The organism is Flavobacterium collinsii (assembly GCF_946903285.1).
In the GTDB taxonomy this organism is placed as follows: domain Bacteria; phylum Bacteroidota; class Bacteroidia; order Flavobacteriales; family Flavobacteriaceae; genus Flavobacterium; species Flavobacterium collinsii.
Map to the genome: position 1 here is coordinate 1,567,186 of NZ_OX336425.1, position 18,389 is coordinate 1,585,574.

The 18,389-nt window shown below is 34.6% G+C and carries 18 protein-coding genes; 7 read left to right on the top strand and 11 right to left on the bottom strand.

What is annotated here, in order from left to right; genetic code table 11:
- The 3 genes from ubiE to OGZ34_RS07065 all read right to left on the bottom strand — a co-directional run bounded on the left by ubiE (position 1) and on the right by OGZ34_RS07065 (position 2,145).
- On the bottom strand, positions 1–732 hold the full coding sequence (gene ubiE, locus OGZ34_RS07055; protein WP_173966563.1) for a bifunctional demethylmenaquinone methyltransferase/2-methoxy-6-polyprenyl-1,4-benzoquinol methylase UbiE: 732 nt from the start codon (positions 730–732) through the stop codon (positions 1–3).
- Positions 733–1,306: 574 nt separating this feature from the next.
- On the bottom strand, positions 1,307–1,789 hold the full coding sequence (locus tag OGZ34_RS07060) for a dihydrofolate reductase (RefSeq protein WP_173966562.1): 483 nt from the start codon (positions 1,787–1,789) through the stop codon (positions 1,307–1,309).
- An 11-nt stretch (positions 1,790–1,800) separates the two neighbouring features.
- Positions 1,801–2,145, bottom strand: a complete 345-nt coding sequence (locus OGZ34_RS07065; protein ID WP_173966561.1) for a 2TM domain-containing protein — start codon at positions 2,143–2,145, stop codon at positions 1,801–1,803.
- 237 nt (positions 2,146–2,382) lie between these two features.
- Between OGZ34_RS07065 and OGZ34_RS07070 the strand changes: the two genes are divergently transcribed.
- Complete coding sequence (locus tag OGZ34_RS07070; RefSeq protein WP_263362582.1) at positions 2,383–2,679, top strand: isoamylase early set domain-containing protein; 297 nt, start codon at positions 2,383–2,385, stop codon at positions 2,677–2,679.
- Between the two features lie 39 nt (positions 2,680–2,718).
- Here OGZ34_RS07070 and OGZ34_RS07075 read toward each other — a convergent pair whose 3' ends face one another.
- The 4 genes from OGZ34_RS07075 to OGZ34_RS07090 all read right to left on the bottom strand — a co-directional run bounded on the left by OGZ34_RS07075 (position 2,719) and on the right by OGZ34_RS07090 (position 6,263).
- Complete coding sequence (locus OGZ34_RS07075) at positions 2,719–3,570, bottom strand: thymidylate synthase (protein WP_173966559.1); 852 nt, start codon at positions 3,568–3,570, stop codon at positions 2,719–2,721.
- Between the two features lie 114 nt (positions 3,571–3,684).
- Positions 3,685–4,308 carry a bifunctional nuclease family protein gene (locus tag OGZ34_RS07080; protein WP_173966558.1) on the bottom strand — a complete coding sequence of 208 codons (624 nt, stop codon included), beginning with the start codon at positions 4,306–4,308 and terminating at the stop codon, positions 3,685–3,687.
- A gap of 166 nt (positions 4,309–4,474) precedes the next feature.
- Positions 4,475–5,443: an electron transfer flavoprotein subunit alpha/FixB family protein gene (locus OGZ34_RS07085; protein ID WP_263362583.1), complete on the bottom strand. Its 969-nt coding sequence runs from the start codon at positions 5,441–5,443 to the stop codon at positions 4,475–4,477.
- 73 nt (positions 5,444–5,516) lie between these two features.
- Positions 5,517–6,263, bottom strand: coding sequence for an electron transfer flavoprotein subunit beta/FixA family protein (locus tag OGZ34_RS07090; protein ID WP_173966556.1), 747 nt, complete (start codon positions 6,261–6,263; stop codon positions 5,517–5,519).
- Between the two features lie 470 nt (positions 6,264–6,733).
- On the opposite strand from OGZ34_RS07090, the gene OGZ34_RS07095 reads away from it, so the two are divergent.
- The gene (locus tag OGZ34_RS07095; RefSeq protein WP_173966555.1) at positions 6,734–7,711 is read left to right on the top strand and encodes a pyruvate dehydrogenase complex E1 component subunit beta; all 978 of its coding nucleotides are present in this window, start codon (positions 6,734–6,736) and stop codon (positions 7,709–7,711) included.
- Between the two features lie 70 nt (positions 7,712–7,781).
- Positions 7,782–10,283, top strand: coding sequence for a DUF5686 and carboxypeptidase-like regulatory domain-containing protein (locus OGZ34_RS07100; protein WP_173966554.1), 2,502 nt, complete (start codon positions 7,782–7,784; stop codon positions 10,281–10,283).
- Positions 10,284–10,431: 148 nt separating this feature from the next.
- On the opposite strand, the gene gwsS is transcribed toward OGZ34_RS07100, so the two are convergent.
- The 4 genes from gwsS to OGZ34_RS07120 all read right to left on the bottom strand — a co-directional run bounded on the left by gwsS (position 10,432) and on the right by OGZ34_RS07120 (position 12,802).
- On the bottom strand, positions 10,432–11,436 hold the full coding sequence (gwsS, locus tag OGZ34_RS07105; RefSeq protein ID WP_263362584.1) for a grasp-with-spasm system SPASM domain peptide maturase: 1,005 nt from the start codon (positions 11,434–11,436) through the stop codon (positions 10,432–10,434).
- Entirely contained in the window at positions 11,417–11,620 is a 204-nt protein-coding gene (locus OGZ34_RS07110) for a hypothetical protein (RefSeq protein WP_173966552.1), read from the bottom strand. Before OGZ34_RS07110 ends, gwsS begins: the two co-directional genes overlap by 20 nt.
- A complete protein-coding gene (gene gwsG, locus OGZ34_RS07115) occupies positions 11,621–12,586 on the bottom strand; it encodes a grasp-with-spasm system ATP-grasp peptide maturase (protein WP_263362585.1) in 966 nt (321 codons plus the stop codon). It lies immediately after the preceding gene.
- 69 nt (positions 12,587–12,655) lie between these two features.
- The gene (locus OGZ34_RS07120) at positions 12,656–12,802 is read right to left on the bottom strand and encodes a hypothetical protein (RefSeq protein WP_173966550.1); all 147 of its coding nucleotides are present in this window, start codon (positions 12,800–12,802) and stop codon (positions 12,656–12,658) included.
- A gap of 375 nt (positions 12,803–13,177) precedes the next feature.
- Between OGZ34_RS07120 and OGZ34_RS07125 the strand changes: the two genes are divergently transcribed.
- From OGZ34_RS07125 to OGZ34_RS07140, 4 genes are all read left to right on the top strand, one after another.
- Positions 13,178–14,230, top strand: a complete 1,053-nt coding sequence (locus tag OGZ34_RS07125) for an acyltransferase (protein WP_263362586.1) — start codon at positions 13,178–13,180, stop codon at positions 14,228–14,230.
- Between the two features lie 47 nt (positions 14,231–14,277).
- A complete protein-coding gene (locus OGZ34_RS07130; protein WP_263362587.1) occupies positions 14,278–14,877 on the top strand; it encodes a DNA-3-methyladenine glycosylase family protein in 600 nt (199 codons plus the stop codon).
- 110 nt (positions 14,878–14,987) lie between these two features.
- Positions 14,988–15,518, top strand: coding sequence for an inorganic diphosphatase (locus OGZ34_RS07135; RefSeq protein ID WP_173966547.1), 531 nt, complete (start codon positions 14,988–14,990; stop codon positions 15,516–15,518).
- A 122-nt stretch (positions 15,519–15,640) separates the two neighbouring features.
- A complete protein-coding gene (locus tag OGZ34_RS07140) occupies positions 15,641–18,193 on the top strand; it encodes a sodium-translocating pyrophosphatase (RefSeq protein ID WP_173966546.1) in 2,553 nt (850 codons plus the stop codon).
- The last annotated feature ends 196 nt before the right edge of the window (positions 18,194–18,389 follow it).

Below are 18,389 nucleotides of genomic sequence, written 5' to 3' on the forward strand. Positions count from 1 at the left end.
CTATTTTTTAGATGCAGAATAAATGGTTGCAACGCCAAAAGTTTGAGGCATTGCTACAACATCTATAAACCCAATTTTTCTTAAAATATTGTTCAGAGCTTCTCCGTAAGGAAAAACTGCGGCAGATTCAGACAAATAGCCGTATGCTGAATTGTCTTTAGAAAACAGTTTTCCTATAATTGGAAGGATGTTTTTGCTGTAAAATTTATAACCTTGTTTGTAGGGTGTTTTGTCCGGAACCGAAGTTTCAAGAATTACAAAAACACCATTTGGTTTTAGAACTCTCAAGATTTCTGCAAAACCTTTTTCCAGATTTTCGAAATTTCGAACTCCAAATCCAACCGTTATAGCATCGAAATAATTGTCGTCAAAAGGTATTTTTTCAGAATCTCCTAGAACTAAATCGATGGTATTGGATAATCCTTTTGCCTGAACTTTTTTCTTCCCTACTTCAAGCATTCCGGCAGAAATATCCAATCCAATAATTTTTTCAGCATTTGTTTGCGACATTAAGATAGCTAAGTCACCTGTTCCGGTTGCTATGTCAAGAATGATTTTTGGTTTTGTATCCGAAACAATTTTGAGCACTTTTTTTCTCCATTTGGTGTCGATACCAAATGAGATCACACGATTTAAATTGTCATAGTTACCGGAGATGTTGTCAAACATTTGGGCAACCTGCTCTTTTTTACCTAAAGAAGAGTCTTTATATGGGGTTATTTTTTCAGACATTTTTTTTATTTACGCAAATATAATACAATCTGTCTTAACTGTAATTGGGTTTTTTATTTTGTGTCTTAATTGTTTTAAGAGTAGGTTTTTAATTGGTGCGGAATATCATATTTCTGACCATCACCAAAAATGGTTATTTTGAAAAAATCACCAAAAGTGGGTATTGTGGGGGGATGGATTTATGTGCACTTTTGCCTTAGTAATAATGATGAAGTTTTAAAGATTGATCTTTTAAAATGGCTCAAAGCAATGTGGGTATTGTTTTGCACTTGTACTTAACTTGTTCAGGAAAGAGGTTAAAAAAGTATTGTTCTTGGGGGTCAATACTCTATTTTTTAAAAGTGTGAAATACGTTCTTAGGATTAAATTTGTTTTTGGAAAAATTGTCTTTAATATCTTAGTGGTATTTGTTATTAAAGACGCCCGTGAGATAAAATCTCAATAAACAGTGTTATTCAATTATTTCAAATGTTATTTTTAATATTTGTTATTTTTATTAAACTTATTTCCTGAATGAGCCCATTTAAAAGATTAATTATTTTTGAAAACATCCTCCATAAGAGGATGTTTTTTTTTATTTCTTAATATAGGTTTCGTAGGTATAATCGTAAAGATGTTTTTCGTCTTTAAAGTTTTCTTCCGATTCTACAAGCTGCCAGTCGGCTTCGCTAATTTTAGGAAAGAAAGTGTCTGCGTCAAAAGTGTGATGTACTTTGGTAATTTCAATGATGTCTGTATATGGCAGGCCAAGGTTGTAAATTTCACCGCCTCCAATAATATAGGAGTCTTCATTTTCAGGGCAGATTGCTATTGCTTTTTCAATAGAGTCAACAACAACACAACCTTCCGGTTGATAATCGCTTTGGCGTGTTATTACAACATGAACTCGATTGGGTAAAGGTTTAGGGAAGCTTTCAAAAGTTTTTCTTCCCATTATAATGTGATGATTGGTAGTAAGAGATTTAAACCTTTTAAAATCATTTGGTAAATGCCAAACTAATTCATTGTTTTTTCCAAGTGCGTTATTTTCGGCAACAGCCGCTATCATTATAATCATGGCATTCTAAACTAAATTTTATTTTCAGAATCTTCATTTATTTTCGACTCTAACTGACTAATTCTTTTTTGTTGCAAGGCAACAAGTCGGTCAATTTGTTCTCTTTCCCATTTTTTGTTCATGAACCGGTCTGTAATATACACTTTGATGAAATGCAAAATAAAGACAAAGAACCAAATTGTTATGGCCCAAACGCACCAATTTTGTTCGCTGGTGGCTCCTAAATCGAAAAATCTATTGCCGATAAACAAAAATAAACTTCCTAAAAGAAAAAGTACAAAATGGAAATAAAGGATTTTCTTTTGTCTGATTCTTCTTCTGGCGTATTCGTATTGTTCGTGTACTTCCTTTTCCATAAGATATAAATGAGGTCATAAAGTTAGAATTTATTTTGTAATGACCCTATTTAGATTCGGGAATATTTCTGTCAAAGTAACTTAGAGCTTTGGAATCTAAAATTTTATGCGGATTTATTTATTGATATGGTTAAAAAAATATTGTGTTTTTGATATTATCACAAATCGCTTATAGGGGTGTCGGGAGTTTAGATGAATTTATGTAATTTAGTCTATGAATCTAAAAATTAAATAGTTATGTCTTTAAAGAAACAGTTTGTAAAAACAAAGCCGGTGTGTAAAGTTACTTTTACAGTCGATGCAAAAGATGCAAATTCGGCAGCAGTTGTTGGTGATTTTAACAATTGGAATCCCGAAGAAGGAACTTTAAGTAAGTTGAAAAACGGAACTTTTAAAGCAAGTTATGACCTAGTGAAAGATGCCATTTACGAATTTAAGTACGTAATTGACGGAGTTTACGCGAACGATCCTGAGGCGGATTCGTATAAGTGGAATGATTTTGCCGGAAGCGAGAATAGCGTTCTGGTAGTATAAAAAAATCCGCTTAAAATTTTAAGCGGATTTTTTTATGTTTTATACAGCAACACTTCCTTTTATGCCGGCATGTGGCTCGTAATCTAAAAGTGTAAAGTCGTTGTAATCAAAATCGAATATATTTTTAATCTCCGGATTTAAAACCATTTTTGGTAAAGGTTTTGGCTCACGTGTTAATTGCAGTTCTAATTGCTCAAAATGATTGTTGTAAATGTGTGCGTCTCCAAAAGTGTGAATAAATTCTCCCGGTTCCAGATCGCAAACCTGTGCAATCATTAAGGTTAGCAGAGCATAAGAAGCAATATTAAAAGGAACTCCCAAAAATATATCAGCACTTCGTTGGTATAGTTGACAAGAGAGTTTCCCTTTTGTCTCTCCTTTTTCAGTATCAGGACTTGTGACGTAAAATTGAAAAAAGGCATGACATGGAGGTAAAGCTGCTTTGTTATTGGCTACATTCTCTTCAAATGATTTTTTGGTATCCGGTAATACCGAAGGGTTCCATGCTGAAACTAACATTCTTCGGCTATTTGGGTTCGTTTTTAGTTCTGTAATCAATTCAGAGATCTGATCAATTTCTTCGCTGTTCCAATTGCGCCATTGATGTCCGTAGACAGGGCCTAAATCGCCATTGGAATCTGCCCAGGCATCCCAGATTTTTACTCCATTTTCCTGAAGGTATTTTACATTCGTATCGCCTTTTAAGAACCAAAGCAGTTCGTATATGATCGATTTTAAATGTAGTTTTTTGGTTGTAACCATTGGGAAACCTTCACTTAAATCAAATCTCATCTGGTAGCCAAAAACACTTTTGGTTCCCGTTCCAGTTCTATCTCCTTTTTGACAGCCGTTATCTAAAACATGCTGTACTAAATCTAAGTATTGTTTCATGACGCTTTAAGCTTGACGCTTTAAGCTTTAGGCTTTTCCCTAATGCTCTAAGCTTGTTTTTTATGTTTTTGCTTTAAGCTTATAGCCTAAAGCTTAAGGCTTACAGCCTTAAAATCATCTTTTCGAAATTTCGTCTCGAATTTTTGCTGCTTTTTCATAATCTTCCTGAGAAACGGCTTGATCTAAAAGTTCGTTTAGTTCCTGCAGGCTATGTTTGGCGTAAACATCTCCGGATTGATTACTTTCTTCTTCGCGGCCAAAAGTCTCAGGGTTCGAGAGTACATCATCAATTTCCTGAGAACCTTGATCGGTTTCTGCAGTATTTGATTTTAAGTAAATTCCGGCTTTGTCTAAAATGTTTTTGTAAGTGAAAATTGGCGCGTTAAAACGTAAGGCTAATGCAATGGCATCAGAAGTTCTGGCATCGATAATTTCCTCGATTTTGTCTCTTTCGCAGATCAAACTCGAATAAAAAACGCCGTCAACAAGTTTGTGAATAATAACTTGTTTTACAACGATGTCAAATCTTTCAGCGAAGTTTTTGAACAAGTCGTGTGTTAACGGACGAGGGGGTTTAATTTCTTTTTCCAGGGCGATAGCAATAGATTGTGCTTCAAAAGCACCAATAACTATTGGCAATTTTCTTTCGCCATCAACTTCATTCAAAATTAAGGCATAAGCGCCATTTTGAGTTTGACTGTATGAAATTCCTTTTATAGATAATTTTACTAGACTCATATATGTGGGTAAAAAAGGGCAATTATTGCCTCATTTTAATACTTTTTTTGATTGAAAAATAAAGGTGCAATTTTAATCAAAAAATATGGAACAAAAAAGCTACCTAAAACAAAGATACGATTTATCTTGTTTTTAGGTAGCTATATTTTTATAGAGAATTTTTAAACTAAGAATGTTGTGCTTTAAAAGCTTTTAATTTCTCAATTAATTGCGGAACAATTTCGAAAGCATCACCAACTACTCCATAATCAGCTACTTTAAAGAAAGGAGCTTCAGGATCATTGTTGATTACAACTTTTACTTTTGAAGAGTTGATACCAGCAATGTGCTGAATTGCACCGGAAATTCCTATTGCAATATACAAGTTAGTGGCAACCGGTTTTCCTGTTTGTCCAACGTGTTCACTGTGAGGTCTCCATCCTAAGTCAGAAACCGGTTTAGAACATGCTGTTGCAGCACCTAATACTGTAGCAAGATCTTCAACTAAGCCCCAGTTTTCCGGACCTTTTAGTCCACGTCCTCCAGAAACTACAACGTCAGCATCAGCGATAGATACTTTTCCGTTTACTTTTTCTACAGATTCTACTTTTACTCCAAAATCATTGTCACCAATAGATGGATTGAAATCTTCTTCGGTAGCAGATCCTGCACTTTCGAAAATTCCGTAAGAGTTTTTAGCCAGACCAAGAACTTTTACATCTGTAGTGATTTCCGTAATATTGAATGCTTTATTAGAAAAAGCATTTCTTTTTACCTGAAAAGGAGAAGTGCTTACTGGTAATCCAACTACATTTGAGGCGAAACCGGCGTTTAAAGCTACTGCAACTAATGAAGAAAGGTAAATACTGTCTGTTGTAGAAGAAAGTAAAACTACTTTTGTAGCTTCTTTTTCAGCGGCTTGTTTGATAACATCAGCATAAGCTTTGGCAGTAAAACCAGCTAATTTGTCATTGGTTACTTTTAGTACTTTGTCTACTCCGTATTTCGATAATTCGCTTACATCACTGATGTTTACGGTTAAAGCGGTAACAGTTGTTCCTAAAGTTTCGGCTACTTTTTTAGCGTAAGAAGCCAGTTCGAAAGCAACTTTTTTAAATTTTCCTTCTGCAGATTCTGCATATATTAATATTGACATAATTTTTTGTTTAGAAGTTTAAAGTTTCAGATTTCAGGTTCGAGAACTGAAAACCGAGACTGAATACTGATTACTAGATAACTTTTGCTTCGTTGTGTAATAAATTGATTAACTCATCTAAATTATCAGGAGAAACTAATTTCACTGCTGATTTAGGAGCTGGTTTTTCAAATTTCACCGCTTTTGTATTTACAGGAGCATCAACTGGTTCAAGAATAGTTAAAGCTTTTGTTCTTGCAGTCATAATTCCTCTCATGTTTGGAATACGCAGGTCTTTTTCTTCAACAAGACCTTTTTGACCACCTATGATTAGAGGTAAAGTAGTGCTTACAGTTTCTTTTCCACCATCGATTTCGCGAACAGCTTTTACATTGTTGCCTTCAACAGTGATAGCAGTACAAGAGTTTAAAAAGTTGGAACCTAAGATTCCTGCGATCATTCCAGGAACCATTCCTCCGTTATAATCTAAAGATTCTTTTCCGGCAATTACTAAATCATAACCACCATTTTTAATTACTTCTGCCAATTGTTTAGCAACAAAAAAACCATCAGTTGGATTAGCGTTCACACGAATCGCTTCGTTTGCACCAATTGCCAAAGCTTTACGTAAAGTAGGCTCAGTATCAGGTCCTCCAACATTTACAACTGTTACAGTTGCACCTTGTTGCTCCTGAAACCAGATTGCACGGGTAAGACCAAATTCGTCATTAGGATTAATTACATATTGAACACCATTGGTATCAAATTCTGAGTCACCATTGGAGAAGTTAATTTTTGAAGTAGTATCAGGCACGTGGCTGATGCAAACTAATATTTTCATAAGTATATATTTTGATAAATTATAAAATGCTTCTACAAATTTAGAAATTAAAATTGAAATAATATACTATGCGTGCATAATATTTTTTAAAAACTATTACGTTTTCGCAAATTGTGCAATTATGGAAGTCTTTCGGAGTCAACGAATATTGATAATACATTGATACCTGCTGATTCTTAAGGATTTTGCAAAGAGGGGTTTATAAGGACTGTTAAAATTTGCTTCGTTTTATACTATAATTTGAGTTGTTGCGTTAGAGAGGAAGAATTTTGCTGAATCAGAATCCAACAGAAAAAGTTTTTGGTGATAAAGTTGTAATTACATCGATTTCGTAAATATCACAATAAATTTTTAAAAGTTAAAAGCGCAAGACAGGAGGAAGTTCGTGTGATTTTAAATTCAATTTATGCTTTTAAGTTATTTAAAATATTTATTTTTGCTCTTCAGAAAATTCAACATACAATATAAATATGAGAACAATACAATTTAGAGAGGCCATTTGTGAAGCGATGAGCGAAGAAATGCGTCACGATGAATCCATATATTTAATGGGCGAAGAAGTTGCAGAATACAACGGGGCTTACAAAGCTTCAAAAGGAATGCTTGCTGAGTTTGGAGAAAAAAGAGTAATTGATACTCCAATTGCTGAGCTTGGTTTTACAGGGATTGCAGTAGGATCAGCGATGAACGGTTGTCGTCCTATTGTAGAGTACATGACTTTCAACTTCTGTTTAGTAGGTATTGATCAAATTATAAATAACGCTGCTAAAATGCGTCAAATGACAGGTGGACAATTTAATGTGCCTATCGTTTTTCGCGGACCAACTGCTTCTGCAGGTCAATTAGGAGCGACTCACTCGCAAGCTTTAGAAAACTGGTTTGCTAATACTCCGGGACTTAAGGTTGTTGTGCCTTCAACTCCTTATGATGCAAAAGGACTTTTGAAATCTGCTATTCGTGATAATGACCCTGTAATTTTTATGGAGTCTGAGCAAATGTATGGTGACAAAGGTGAGGTGCCGGACGGAGAATATACAATTCCGTTAGGAGTTGCCGATGTTAAACGTGAAGGAAAAGATGTTACAATTGTTTCTTTTGGAAAAATTATCAAAGAAGCTTTTATTGCTGCTGATGAATTAGCTAAAGAAGGAATTTCTTGTGAAATTATCGATTTAAGAACAGTTCGTCCAATGGATAAAGAAACGATTCTTACTTCTGTTAAAAAAACGAACCGTTTGGTAATCTTAGAAGAAGCTTGGCCATTTGCAAGTGTTTCATCTGAAATTACATACATCGTTCAGGAACAGGCTTTCGATTTTCTTGATGCGCCAATTCAACGTATTACAACAGCAGATACACCTGCGCCTTACTCTCCTGTTTTACTAAAAGACTGGTTGCCAAATGCAGCTGATGTAGTAAAAGCAGTAAAGAAAGTAATGTACAAATAGTAAATTAAACGATACTTATAAAACTTCATCAGTCATACTTATTATTGATGAAGTTTTTTTTTGCCAGATTATGAAAAGAATAATTTTACTTAGCTTGTTTTTTGTACTCGCAATGGCGGGCAGCGTTATTGCACAAACTAAAGTGAGTGGAATTGTTTTGGACAAATCTAATCAGCCCATTCCGTTTGCTAATGTTGTTTTTAAGGGATCAAATACTGGAATCGTTTCTAATGAAGATGGGCGTTTCTATCTGGAATCACCTAATACTTATACTACTTTATTAGTAAGTTCGGCAGGATTCTCAGATCGGGAAGTTACACTGGAAAAAGCCGTAAACTATGACTTTAAGATAGTTTTAAGTGAAGCTGAAGCATTGAATGAAGTCGTAATTTTTACCGGAAAAACCTCTAAGAAGAATAATCCGGCACTAGATATTTTGAGAAAAATCTGGGAACGCAAACGTAAAAACGGCTTGTACCAATTCAATCAGTATCAGATGCAAAAGTACGAAAAAGTCGAGTTTGATATGAACACGATTGATAGTGCTTTTATGAAGAATAAACTCTTCAAAGGAATGGAATTTGTATTCAAACATGTTGATACATCTGAGGTTACAGGAAAAACATATTTGCCGATTTTTATAAGCGAATCACTGTATGATGTTTACGGAGACAATAAACTAAAGAAAACAAAAGAGAACCTGACCGGAAATAAAACTTCTGGGTTTAACGGGAATCAGCAGATTTTATCTTTTGTGAAGGATCTTTACTCCGATTATAACATCTACGACAATCATCTTAAATTCTTCGACAAGAGCTTTACAAGTCCGCTTTCCAGAACAGGAATTGATGTTTACAATTACGTTTTAAAAGACAGTGCTTATGTCGATAAAAAATGGTGTTACAATATCGTTTTTTACCCAAGACGTAAAAACGAACTGACTTTTAAAGGAGATTTTTGGGTAAACGATACCACTTTTGCGATCAAAAAAATTAATATGGCCGTTACTAAAAGCGCCAATATTAACTGGGTAAAAGATATTTATATCGAACAGGAATTTGAGGTTGAGAATGATTCTGTATTTCTCTTAACCCGAGATTATATGATGTCTGATTTTGCCTTGAATAAAAAGGAAAAATCAAAAGGAGTCTATGGAAAACGAACGACTTTATATAAGGACCATAAATTCAATCTTCAAAAACCAGAAAGTTTTTACAAGCAGGAAGTCAATTTTATTGATAATGCCGTTTACAACAAATCGGATGAATTTTGGGATGAAAACCGTTTTGAAAAACTCAACAAAGACGAGCAGGGTATTTACAAGATGCTCGATACACTGCAAACGGTCAAAAGATTCAAACAACTTTATAGTTTAGTTTCTATTTTGGGTAGTGGTTACGTCGAGTTTAAGAATTTTGATTTTGGACCTATCTTCTCCACTTTCGGGTATAACGAAGTTGAAGGGTTACGATTGCGAGCAGGGGGGAGGACTTATTTTGGTCCTAATGATCCATGGCGTATACAAGCTTACACCGCATATGGTTTTGACGATAATAAATTCAAATACGGAGTTTCCGGAAAATGGATGGTGGACAAGAAAAACCGAATCATTATTTCTGGAGGAAACAGGCGTGACATCGAGCAAATTGGTGCCAGCTTAACGACTACAAATGATATTCTGGGACGAAGTTTTGCTTCTTCCGCATTATTTACCACGGGAAGTAATGGAAAATTGACCAACATTAATCTGAGCAATATTTCGCTTGAAATGGAGCCTATGAAGAATTTCGTTGTTCAGGCCGGTATTTCATACAGAACTTTAGAATCGGCTTCTCCGATCTTTAGTTTAGATTATTATACTACTTTGCCAACAGCAGCAAATCCGGCTGGTGTAATAGCAAACAAGGTAACACAGTCAGAAGCGAATATTCAGTTTGAGTTTATGCCTAATCGTAAGACAATCGGTTTTGGAGTAGAACGAAATATTGTTGACAGCCCGTTCAGTCATTTCTTTGTAAACTTTAGTTATGGTTTGAAAGGGGTTTTAAACAGCGATTTTGCTTATCAAAAAGTACAGCTGTTTTACAAGCAGCCTATTATTATAGGGCCATTAGGAAGATCGAATATTATCCTTGAAACTGGAAAAACCTTCGGTACCATCCCATTAGGATTGATGAGTGTAATTCCCGGAAATCAGACTTATTTTACCATCGAAAATACGTTTAGTAACTTAAATTTCTACGAGTTTATAACTGACCAGTATACCACTTTACAATGGAATCATGACTTTGGAGGAAGGCTGTTTGCAAGAATTCCGTTCATGAGAAAATTAAACTGGAGAGAATTTGTTGGGGTAAGAGCGGTACACGGAACTATTTCTAATGCTAACCGTGCCATTAATGCTTCAGGATTGCCTTATAATGCGCCGGAAAATGTATATTGGGAATACAATGCCGGGATTGGAAACATATTCAAAGTATTCCGTCTTGATTTTTCATGGAGAGGAAATTATATGAACATGCCAGATGCTACTAAATTTGCGATAAAAGGATCGTTTGGTTTTTATTTCTAAGAAGGTGTCACTAATTTTTAGTCATTTAGAATCAGTGAGTCAGTTTTTTTAGCTGTAATAAAATTATGTTTCACGACTATATTTTGAGAAGATCCGTAGTCAGATAAAATATATGAAGTAATAAAACGCTCAAATAACCTTATAGCGATCAATTCCAGGTACTTTGATAGGGGTCGTAATTACAGTGAGTATTAAATTTATAATTTGATTTTTCCGAATCAACTCTTTGAGGAATCCTTCCGTCTGGGCATACATAGCGAAATTCGCAGTCTTTACAAATTTCGATTTCATCTTTAGTGATGTTCCAAAAAGCGCTAAATTCTTCATTTGTAATTACTTTTTTTATGCTGTTTTTAATGATTTTTCCATAGGATTTAGGATCTGAAAAGTGTTTTTTGATGTTGCCAAAAGCATCAATGAAAACAGTTCGGTTAAACATCAGATTGTGATGTAATGCTTCGTGGTAAATATCTATGTCTAAAACAAAATCAGATGCATGCTCGATAGAAATATTGTAAAATATTTTTTCGAGTGATTGTTTCTCGTAACAAAATTTTTCGTCGATTAATGAAGATTCGTTTTCTGTATTGCAATTATAAAAAATCACCTGTAAAATTCTTGGATTGTCTATTATAAGCGATTTTATTGAGGAAAGCTTTTCTTTGCAATACTCCAGATAAATGACAACATTTTTGATTTTAGATGTTTCTAAAAGAGCGTTAATTTTAATTAGATTATTAATCTCATTATTCTTCAAAATAAGCTTTAAGGTATTTACGCCTAATTCATTAATTTCATTTTTTATAAGAAAATCAAAAAAATCGAAAGAAGCATCTATTTCGCATCCAATCGTATCCAGAACATGAGGCTTTGTAAAATTGCGGTCTAATGAAGGGTAGTCTTCTGTGTTTTCGGATACAATTAGCAATTCATTCGATAAGAAATAGCGGATGTAATTTTTGAGTATCGCTTTGCTTTTTCTAAAATCAGTAAATAAACCATAAATGTTTTTTTCAGAATATTCTTCAATCAAATCTATTATTTGATTAGGAACCTTATGAAGTGTCTTTCTTTGAAAATCTATGATTAAGCCATTTTTGGCTCCTTTTACAGGAACACAACATTGGAATAATTTAAATTTTTTGTCGTTCATTTTTATTGATGTGTAATGGTTTTGAAGTGGTTCTACAGCTTAACTTTGAGGTTTGGTAATACTCTGATGTAACATGTTGCTTTTTGGATACGGTTTCCTGTATTTCATAATCCTCTACTTCGGTGCATTCGAAAATAATAGGCAGCGGTATTTCCGGATCAGAAAGGAGATCTCTTACTTTCATTTAATTGGAATTTTGTATTAAATAATCGGCTACTTTTTGATGTAAATTATAGTTACAGGGTTTGCTTGTCATGCCAAATTGCCCAAAAGGATTTACCTCTAAAAAATAATATTCCCCGGTTTTTGACGATTTTATAATATCCAGAGAACCCGTATTTAAATTTATGCTACTCATAAATTCGGTAATTTGATTTTCGATTGTTTTGGGTAATGTATAAGGTACAAATCTATTGGGGTTTTCAGAATCATAATTTCTGAAGTCAATTTTGGTTTTTTCATTGTTTTGCGAAAAAATGGCCATCGAATAACATTGTTTATCCAGATAAAAAGTTCTGATTTCTATTTCTTTGTCAATATATTCCTGAAATAGAGAAGGAGAGAATTTTGAAGGAAGTGTATCTATTTTTTTTATGGTATGTGTGGCCAGGGTGAAAGTTTTATCACTATAGATCACTCCTCGTGCGTCTCCTATTGATTTAGTAATTATAGATTGATTGTGGAGGTCATAGAACTCACTTAATTTTTGCTTGTCGGAGGTGATGAGGGTTTTGGGAGTGTTTAAGCCGCCTTTGGCTGCTTTATTCAAAATGTCAATCTTGGAAAAAGCAGGGCTATTTTTGCATAAAAACTTCTTGTTTTCCAATAATTTGAAAATCAATTTGGATAGGCTATTGAACTCGGAGTATAAATAGGCTATGAAGTCATTGTTTTTACCAATCTTTTTCTCGTAATCAATTAAAAAGCCAAATTTTCTATGCCATACTATTTTAATGTCTTTCAAGAAGATTTTTTGAGAATAATGTTCAAAATAGGTTTCATCAAGTTGATCCGGATTGTGATTAAAAATAGTAATGCCCTGCATTAAATCTTCATCATTCAATCTAAAAAAAGGTGTTTTGTACTGTATGAGCCAATCAATTACATGATTTGTGTCATAATCAGTTGGTGTGCTTAAAATTAAAATCATGATTGCTTGTTTGAAATAAAGAAATCTAACATCATCAATGATGTTAGATTTCTATAATCTACTTAACTTTTAAATATCATAATTTACTTCAGAAATTTTATGATCTTTGTAGATATATGTCCATCCAGGCTCATGTTCTTCTTTTATTGGAGTATAACCACCAACAATGTTTTTAGTTTCGATTTTTTCGCATTGAAAGTCTTCTAGGTTTTTCATAGTAATTTTGATGTTATAAGGTTTAATGATCTTCAATTTTTTTAAAGACATTTGAAGCTTATGTCTACTCTTGCGCAAGAATTTCTTTATATTTAATTTTTAAAATTGTCAGAATAAATAGGTTAGTGCAAACGTTTTTAAGGTTGCTTGATTTTGTAAATATATAAGATGTTGCTTATGTATTTGTGAATGATTTGTTAATATTGTAGTAATTGTGTTCTATATTGGTCAATTGTTTGAGGTCTTTATAGTTATTGGATTGCTTTTTAAGAAAGAGTAGTGTAAGAAATTGGCAGACTAATAAATTTGCTAGTAAAGGATCATTTGGTTTTTGTTTTTAGATAAATTGTCAGTTTTTTTCTTAATTTAGTTTCTATGAGTATAACTATAGAAAGTAAGAATCTAAATTGGACAAATAATCTTAGAGTTTTAGCCACCATCAGCGTGATCGTAGTGCATGTAGCCTGTGATATTCTGTATCAATACGGTCATATATCCAATTTTACCTGGTGGACAGGTAATGTTTACGACGGTCTTGTCCGTTTTTGTGTACCGGTTTTTTTGATGCTTACCGGAGCATTAATGCTGAACAAAAAATACGAACTGAATGATTTCTTGAGAAAAAAGTTCTCGAGAATTATTTTACCTTTCTTATTCTGGAGCCTTTTTTATGTGCTGTTAACGGTCAGAAGGGAATTTTTGTTAGAATCTGAAAAAGCATTTGTCGATATTTTTAAGCATGCCTTTATACTTATTATCAGAGGGAGCTCCTTTCATTTATGGTACATTTATATGGTGATTGGGATTTATCTTTTTATCCCGATTCTCAGCAAGTGGATTCAGAATGCCAATGAAAAAGAGATATTGTATTTTCTGACCATTTGGATTTTTGCTTTAATGATCAATCAGCCCATTTTTTCTAAGTTCAGAATCAATGTTGATCTGACTTATTTTACGGGCTTTTTAGGATATCTGGTTCTGGGTTATTATTTGTCGGTCAAGTCATTCCAATATGATGCCCGAAGATTGAAACGGATTTCTGTACTCTTGTTTTCTTTTGGAGCCATTATTACCATTTTCGGAACTTATTTTCTGTCGATAGCAGAAGATCGTTTTAATGAATATTTTTATGGTTACTTGACTTTTAATGTGATGCTGGTCTCTATTGGATTGTTTATTTTCTTCAAAAATTCAAAAATTTCAAATCCAACTCTCATTCGGGTTATTAATTTTATCAATAAATACAGCTACGGAATTTATCTGGTTCATATTTTGGTGCTTCGCTTTCTGGTCTTTTCAGGAATTGATTATGATTTTATAAATCCGATTTTGGCTATTCCGATTACTACTTTATTGTGTTTGTTTATATCTTCTTTTATTATTTACGGAGTGAATAAACTTCCATTTGGGGAGTACATTTCGGGATAATTATCGCGGTAATTTTGTTTAATTTTGAGTAATCTTAAAAAAAAGTTATGCAAGAAGCCATCGATTTTCTATCTGCAAAGAATCCGGTTTTTCTGGAAATTATCGAAAAATATGGACTGCCGCCAATTCCAAAGCGGCCGCAAGGTTTCGAGACTCTGGTATTGTTGATCCTGGAGCAACAAGTTTCAATCGATTCGGCGAAAGCTACATTTTTAAAAATAAAAGCTTATACCACCTGTAATCCTGAAACCATGGCGGTTTTATCGGACGAAGAGTTTCGCGCATTGGGTGTAAGCCGTCAAAAGACAAAATACATTAAAATATTGGCAGAAGCCGTTCTGAGTAAAGACCTTGACATTGAAAGTTTGGCTGTAAAATCGGCAAAAGAAGTTCGTGAAGAGCTTATTAAACTGAAAGGAATTGGAAATTGGACGATTGATATTTATCTGATGTTCTGTCTTCAGGAACCCGATTTGATTCCGTTGGGAGATATTGCGGTTGTCAACACTATTAAAGAATTATTGGATATTCACGACAAAAAGGAAATGGAAATTCACGCGGAACAATGGAGTCCGTATCGGTCTTATGCCACCTATTTACTTTGGCATTATTATCTAAACAAAAGAAATAGAAAGATTACCTATTAACTCCCTGTTTTTTAAAAGAAAAGTACATAGATAAATGCAGTTTTTTATTGTAAAAAGGGATTCTTTAGTTACTTTTGCAGTCGAAATTATAGAAACAATAAAAAACGAAAATGACCGCAGACAAACTAACAACTTTCGATGTGTTGATCGAAATACCAAGAGGAAGCAGAAATAAATACGAGTACGATTTTGAAATTAAAAGAATGCGTTTCGACAGAATGTTATTCTCTTCAATGATGTATCCGGCTGATTACGGATTTATTCCGGAAACTTTAGCTCTTGATGGTGACCCTCTTGATGTATTGGTTTTAGTAAATGAACCAACTTTTCCAGGATGTGTTATGGAAGTAAAGCCAATTGGAGTTTTCCACATGGCAGATGATAAAGGACCAGACGAAAAAATTATTTGTGTACCAGTTTCTGATCCAATCTGGAATTCACTAAATGATCTTTCTGATATCAACGGACACTTATTAAAAGAAATCGAGCATTTCTTCCAGGTATACAAAGATCTTGAAAACAAACAAGTAGATGTAGAAGGCTGGGGAGATGTAAACGAAGCATTTGCAATTATCGCTGAGTGTACAAAACGTTTTGATGATATTGAAAACAAACCGGAAGGATTATTTAGCATTAAATAATTTATAAGCCGCCCAATTATAAAAAAAGCAATACTACCGTCAGGAGTATTGCTTTTTTGTTTAAATTCGTTTGAGTTAGTTTATTGACTTTTAACTATTAACCAAAAAACCATTACTAGATTATGAATGCATTTATGATTTATTTGCCAATCGTTATGGCAATTTTAGGATTACTTTTCATGGGAATAAAAAGGGCTTGGGTTTTAAAACAAGATGCGGGCGACGGAAAGATGAAAGAGATTTCAGAACACATTTACGAGGGAGCCCTCGCCTTTTTAAAAGCAGAATATAAATTATTGACCATTTTTGTAATTATTGCCAGTATTGCATTGGCCGGAATTACTTTTATTCCGGGAGTTAAAACGCATTTATTAATAGTAGTCGCTTTTATATTTGGAGCCTTATTTTCAGCTTATGCCGGTAATATCGGGATGAAAATAGCGACAAAAACGAATGTTAGAACAACACAGGCTGCCCGTACGAGTTTACCACAGGCTTTGAAAGTTTCGTTTGGCGGAGGAACTGTAATGGGACTTGGCGTTGCAGGTTTAGCAGTGTTAGGACTTACAGGTTTCTTTATTATCTTCTTTAATATTTTATCAGGAGGCGTATGGAAAGATACCGAAACCATGACGGTTGTTCTGGAAACACTGGCAGGTTTTTCACTTGGTGCCGAATCTATTGCTTTGTTTGCCAGAGTAGGTGGTGGAATTTACACCAAAGCTGCCGATGTTGGTGCCGATTTGGTAGGTAAAGTAGAAGCCGGAATTCCGGAAGATGACCCTCGTAATCCAGCTACAATTGCCGATAACGTAGGAGATAACGTAGGAGACGTTGCTGGTATGGGAGCTGATTTATTTGGTTCGTATGTAGCAACAGTTCTGGCCGCAATGGTTTTAGGAAACTATGTGATTAAAGATATGGGAGGCAATATTCAGGATGCCTTTGGTGGAATCGGACCAATTTTACTTCCAATGGCAATTGCCGGTTTCGGAATTCTATTCTCGATTATTGGAACGACGCTGGTAAAAATATCCGATGATAATGCCAAAGAAGCACAGGTACAAAAAGCACTAAATATAGGAAATTGGGTTTCAATTGTTTTAACCGCAATTGCCTGCTTTTTTTTAGTACAACATATGCTGCCGGAAACCATGCAGATGAGCTTTTTTGGAGAAGGGGCTAAAGATATTTCATCAATGCGTGTTTTTTATGCCACATTGGTTGGATTAGTGGTTGGAGGAGCTATTTCATCAGTAACAGAATATTATACCGGATTAGGAACAAAACCGGTTATGGCAATTGTGCAAAAATCATCAACAGGAGCGGGAACAAATGTGATTGCAGGTTTGGCGACCGGAATGATTTCGACTTTCCCAACTGTTTTATTATTTGCGGCTGCTATCTGGATTTCTTATGCTTTAGCAGGATTTTATGGAGTTGCTTTAGCAGCTTCTGCAATGATGGCTACTACGGCCATGCAATTGGCAATCGATGCTTTCGGACCAATTTCAGATAACGCCGGAGGAATCGCTGAAATGAGTGAATTACCAAAAGAAGTTCGTACCCGAACAGATATTTTAGATTCAGTGGGTAATACTACCGCAGCAACCGGAAAAGGATTTGCTATTGCCTCAGCGGCTTTAACGTCTTTGGCTCTATTTGCAGCTTATGTAACTTTTACCGGAATTGACGGAATCAATATTTTCAAAGCACCAGTTTTGGCTATGTTGTTTGTAGGTGGAATGATCCCTGTAGTTTTCTCAGCATTGGCGATGAATTCTGTTGGAAAAGCAGCGATGGATATGGTATACGAAGTACGTCGTCAGTTTAAGGAGATTCCTGGAATTATGGAAGGAACAGGAAAACCTGAATATGGTAAATGTGTCGAAATTTCGACAAAGGCAGCTTTGCGCGAAATGATGCTTCCGGGAATTCTAACTATTGGTTTCCCGATTGCAATTGTATTATTAGGGAAACTAGTTTATGCAGACAACAATCAGCTAATAGCTGAAATGTTAGGAGGATATATGGCTGGAGTAACGGTATCCGGAGTACTTTGGGCTGTTTTTCAAAACAATGCTGGTGGTGCCTGGGACAATGCTAAAAAATCATTTGAAGCCGGAGTGTTAATTAATGGTGAAATGACGTACAAAGGTTCTGATGCGCACAAAGCAGCAGTAACAGGAGATACAGTTGGAGACCCGTTTAAAGATACTTCAGGTCCTTCTATGAATATCTTGATTAAACTGACTTGTTTGATCGGCTTGGTAATTGCACCTATTTTAGGAGAAGGGCATTCGTCTTCAGGAATGACCGAAAAAGGTTCCTGTTGTAAAAAAATGGAAATCCACCTTGGAGGAGATTCGAAATGTGGAGATTTCTCGAAGATGAGTAAAGAAGAATGTGCTAAAATGTGTAAAGAAAAAGGATGTTCTGCCGAAGAAACAGCAAAATGTCTGGCACATTATGATGCTAACGGAAAATACGTTCACCAAAAAACAGATTGTTTTGATACTACAAAATATAGTAAAAAGAGAGTAGAAGTTAACTTGTCTACAGTTAATGGGGTCACAGTGGGAACTGTAACCAAAACCGAAAACGGTAAAACTACTACAGAAGTTTTTGAAGGAACAGAAGCCGAAGTAAAAGCAAAAATAGAAGCTGCGAAATAAGTATATTTATCCTCACAGGTTTTTAAAACCTGTGAGGTATAATTAGGTTTGGGAATCGGATAATGTATTTCTTCCTATTTTTCGATGAGTATTCCCGAAAAAAAGAGTCATAAGCTCGGCCTATTTTGTAGAACCGGATTTTAATCCGGTGTCGAAAAAAATACACACCAAACAAAGAGCCGTAGGTTCGAAACAT

Coding starts and splice junctions, on each gene's coding strand:
- ubiE (WP_173966563.1), bottom strand. CDS start 732: ATGTCTGAAAAAATAACCCCATATAAAGACTCTTCTTTAGGTAAAAAA.
- OGZ34_RS07060 (WP_173966562.1), bottom strand. CDS start 1,789: ATGATTATAATGATAGCGGCTGTTGCCGAAAATAACGCACTTGGAAAA.
- OGZ34_RS07065 (WP_173966561.1), bottom strand. CDS start 2,145: ATGGAAAAGGAAGTACACGAACAATACGAATACGCCAGAAGAAGAATC.
- OGZ34_RS07070 (WP_263362582.1), top strand. CDS start 2,383: ATGTCTTTAAAGAAACAGTTTGTAAAAACAAAGCCGGTGTGTAAAGTT.
- OGZ34_RS07075 (WP_173966559.1), bottom strand. CDS start 3,570: ATGAAACAATACTTAGATTTAGTACAGCATGTTTTAGATAACGGCTGT.
- OGZ34_RS07080 (WP_173966558.1), bottom strand. CDS start 4,308: ATGAGTCTAGTAAAATTATCTATAAAAGGAATTTCATACAGTCAAACT.
- OGZ34_RS07085 (WP_263362583.1), bottom strand. CDS start 5,443: ATGTCAATATTAATATATGCAGAATCTGCAGAAGGAAAATTTAAAAAA.
- OGZ34_RS07090 (WP_173966556.1), bottom strand. CDS start 6,263: ATGAAAATATTAGTTTGCATCAGCCACGTGCCTGATACTACTTCAAAA.
- OGZ34_RS07095 (WP_173966555.1), top strand. CDS start 6,734: ATGAGAACAATACAATTTAGAGAGGCCATTTGTGAAGCGATGAGCGAA.
- OGZ34_RS07100 (WP_173966554.1), top strand. CDS start 7,782: ATGAAAAGAATAATTTTACTTAGCTTGTTTTTTGTACTCGCAATGGCG.
- gwsS (WP_263362584.1), bottom strand. CDS start 11,436: ATGAACGACAAAAAATTTAAATTATTCCAATGTTGTGTTCCTGTAAAA.
- OGZ34_RS07110 (WP_173966552.1), bottom strand. CDS start 11,620: ATGAAAGTAAGAGATCTCCTTTCTGATCCGGAAATACCGCTGCCTATT.
- gwsG (WP_263362585.1), bottom strand. CDS start 12,586: ATGATTTTAATTTTAAGCACACCAACTGATTATGACACAAATCATGTA.
- OGZ34_RS07120 (WP_173966550.1), bottom strand. CDS start 12,802: ATGAAAAACCTAGAAGACTTTCAATGCGAAAAAATCGAAACTAAAAAC.
- OGZ34_RS07125 (WP_263362586.1), top strand. CDS start 13,178: ATGAGTATAACTATAGAAAGTAAGAATCTAAATTGGACAAATAATCTT.
- OGZ34_RS07130 (WP_263362587.1), top strand. CDS start 14,278: ATGCAAGAAGCCATCGATTTTCTATCTGCAAAGAATCCGGTTTTTCTG.
- OGZ34_RS07135 (WP_173966547.1), top strand. CDS start 14,988: ATGACCGCAGACAAACTAACAACTTTCGATGTGTTGATCGAAATACCA.
- OGZ34_RS07140 (WP_173966546.1), top strand. CDS start 15,641: ATGAATGCATTTATGATTTATTTGCCAATCGTTATGGCAATTTTAGGA.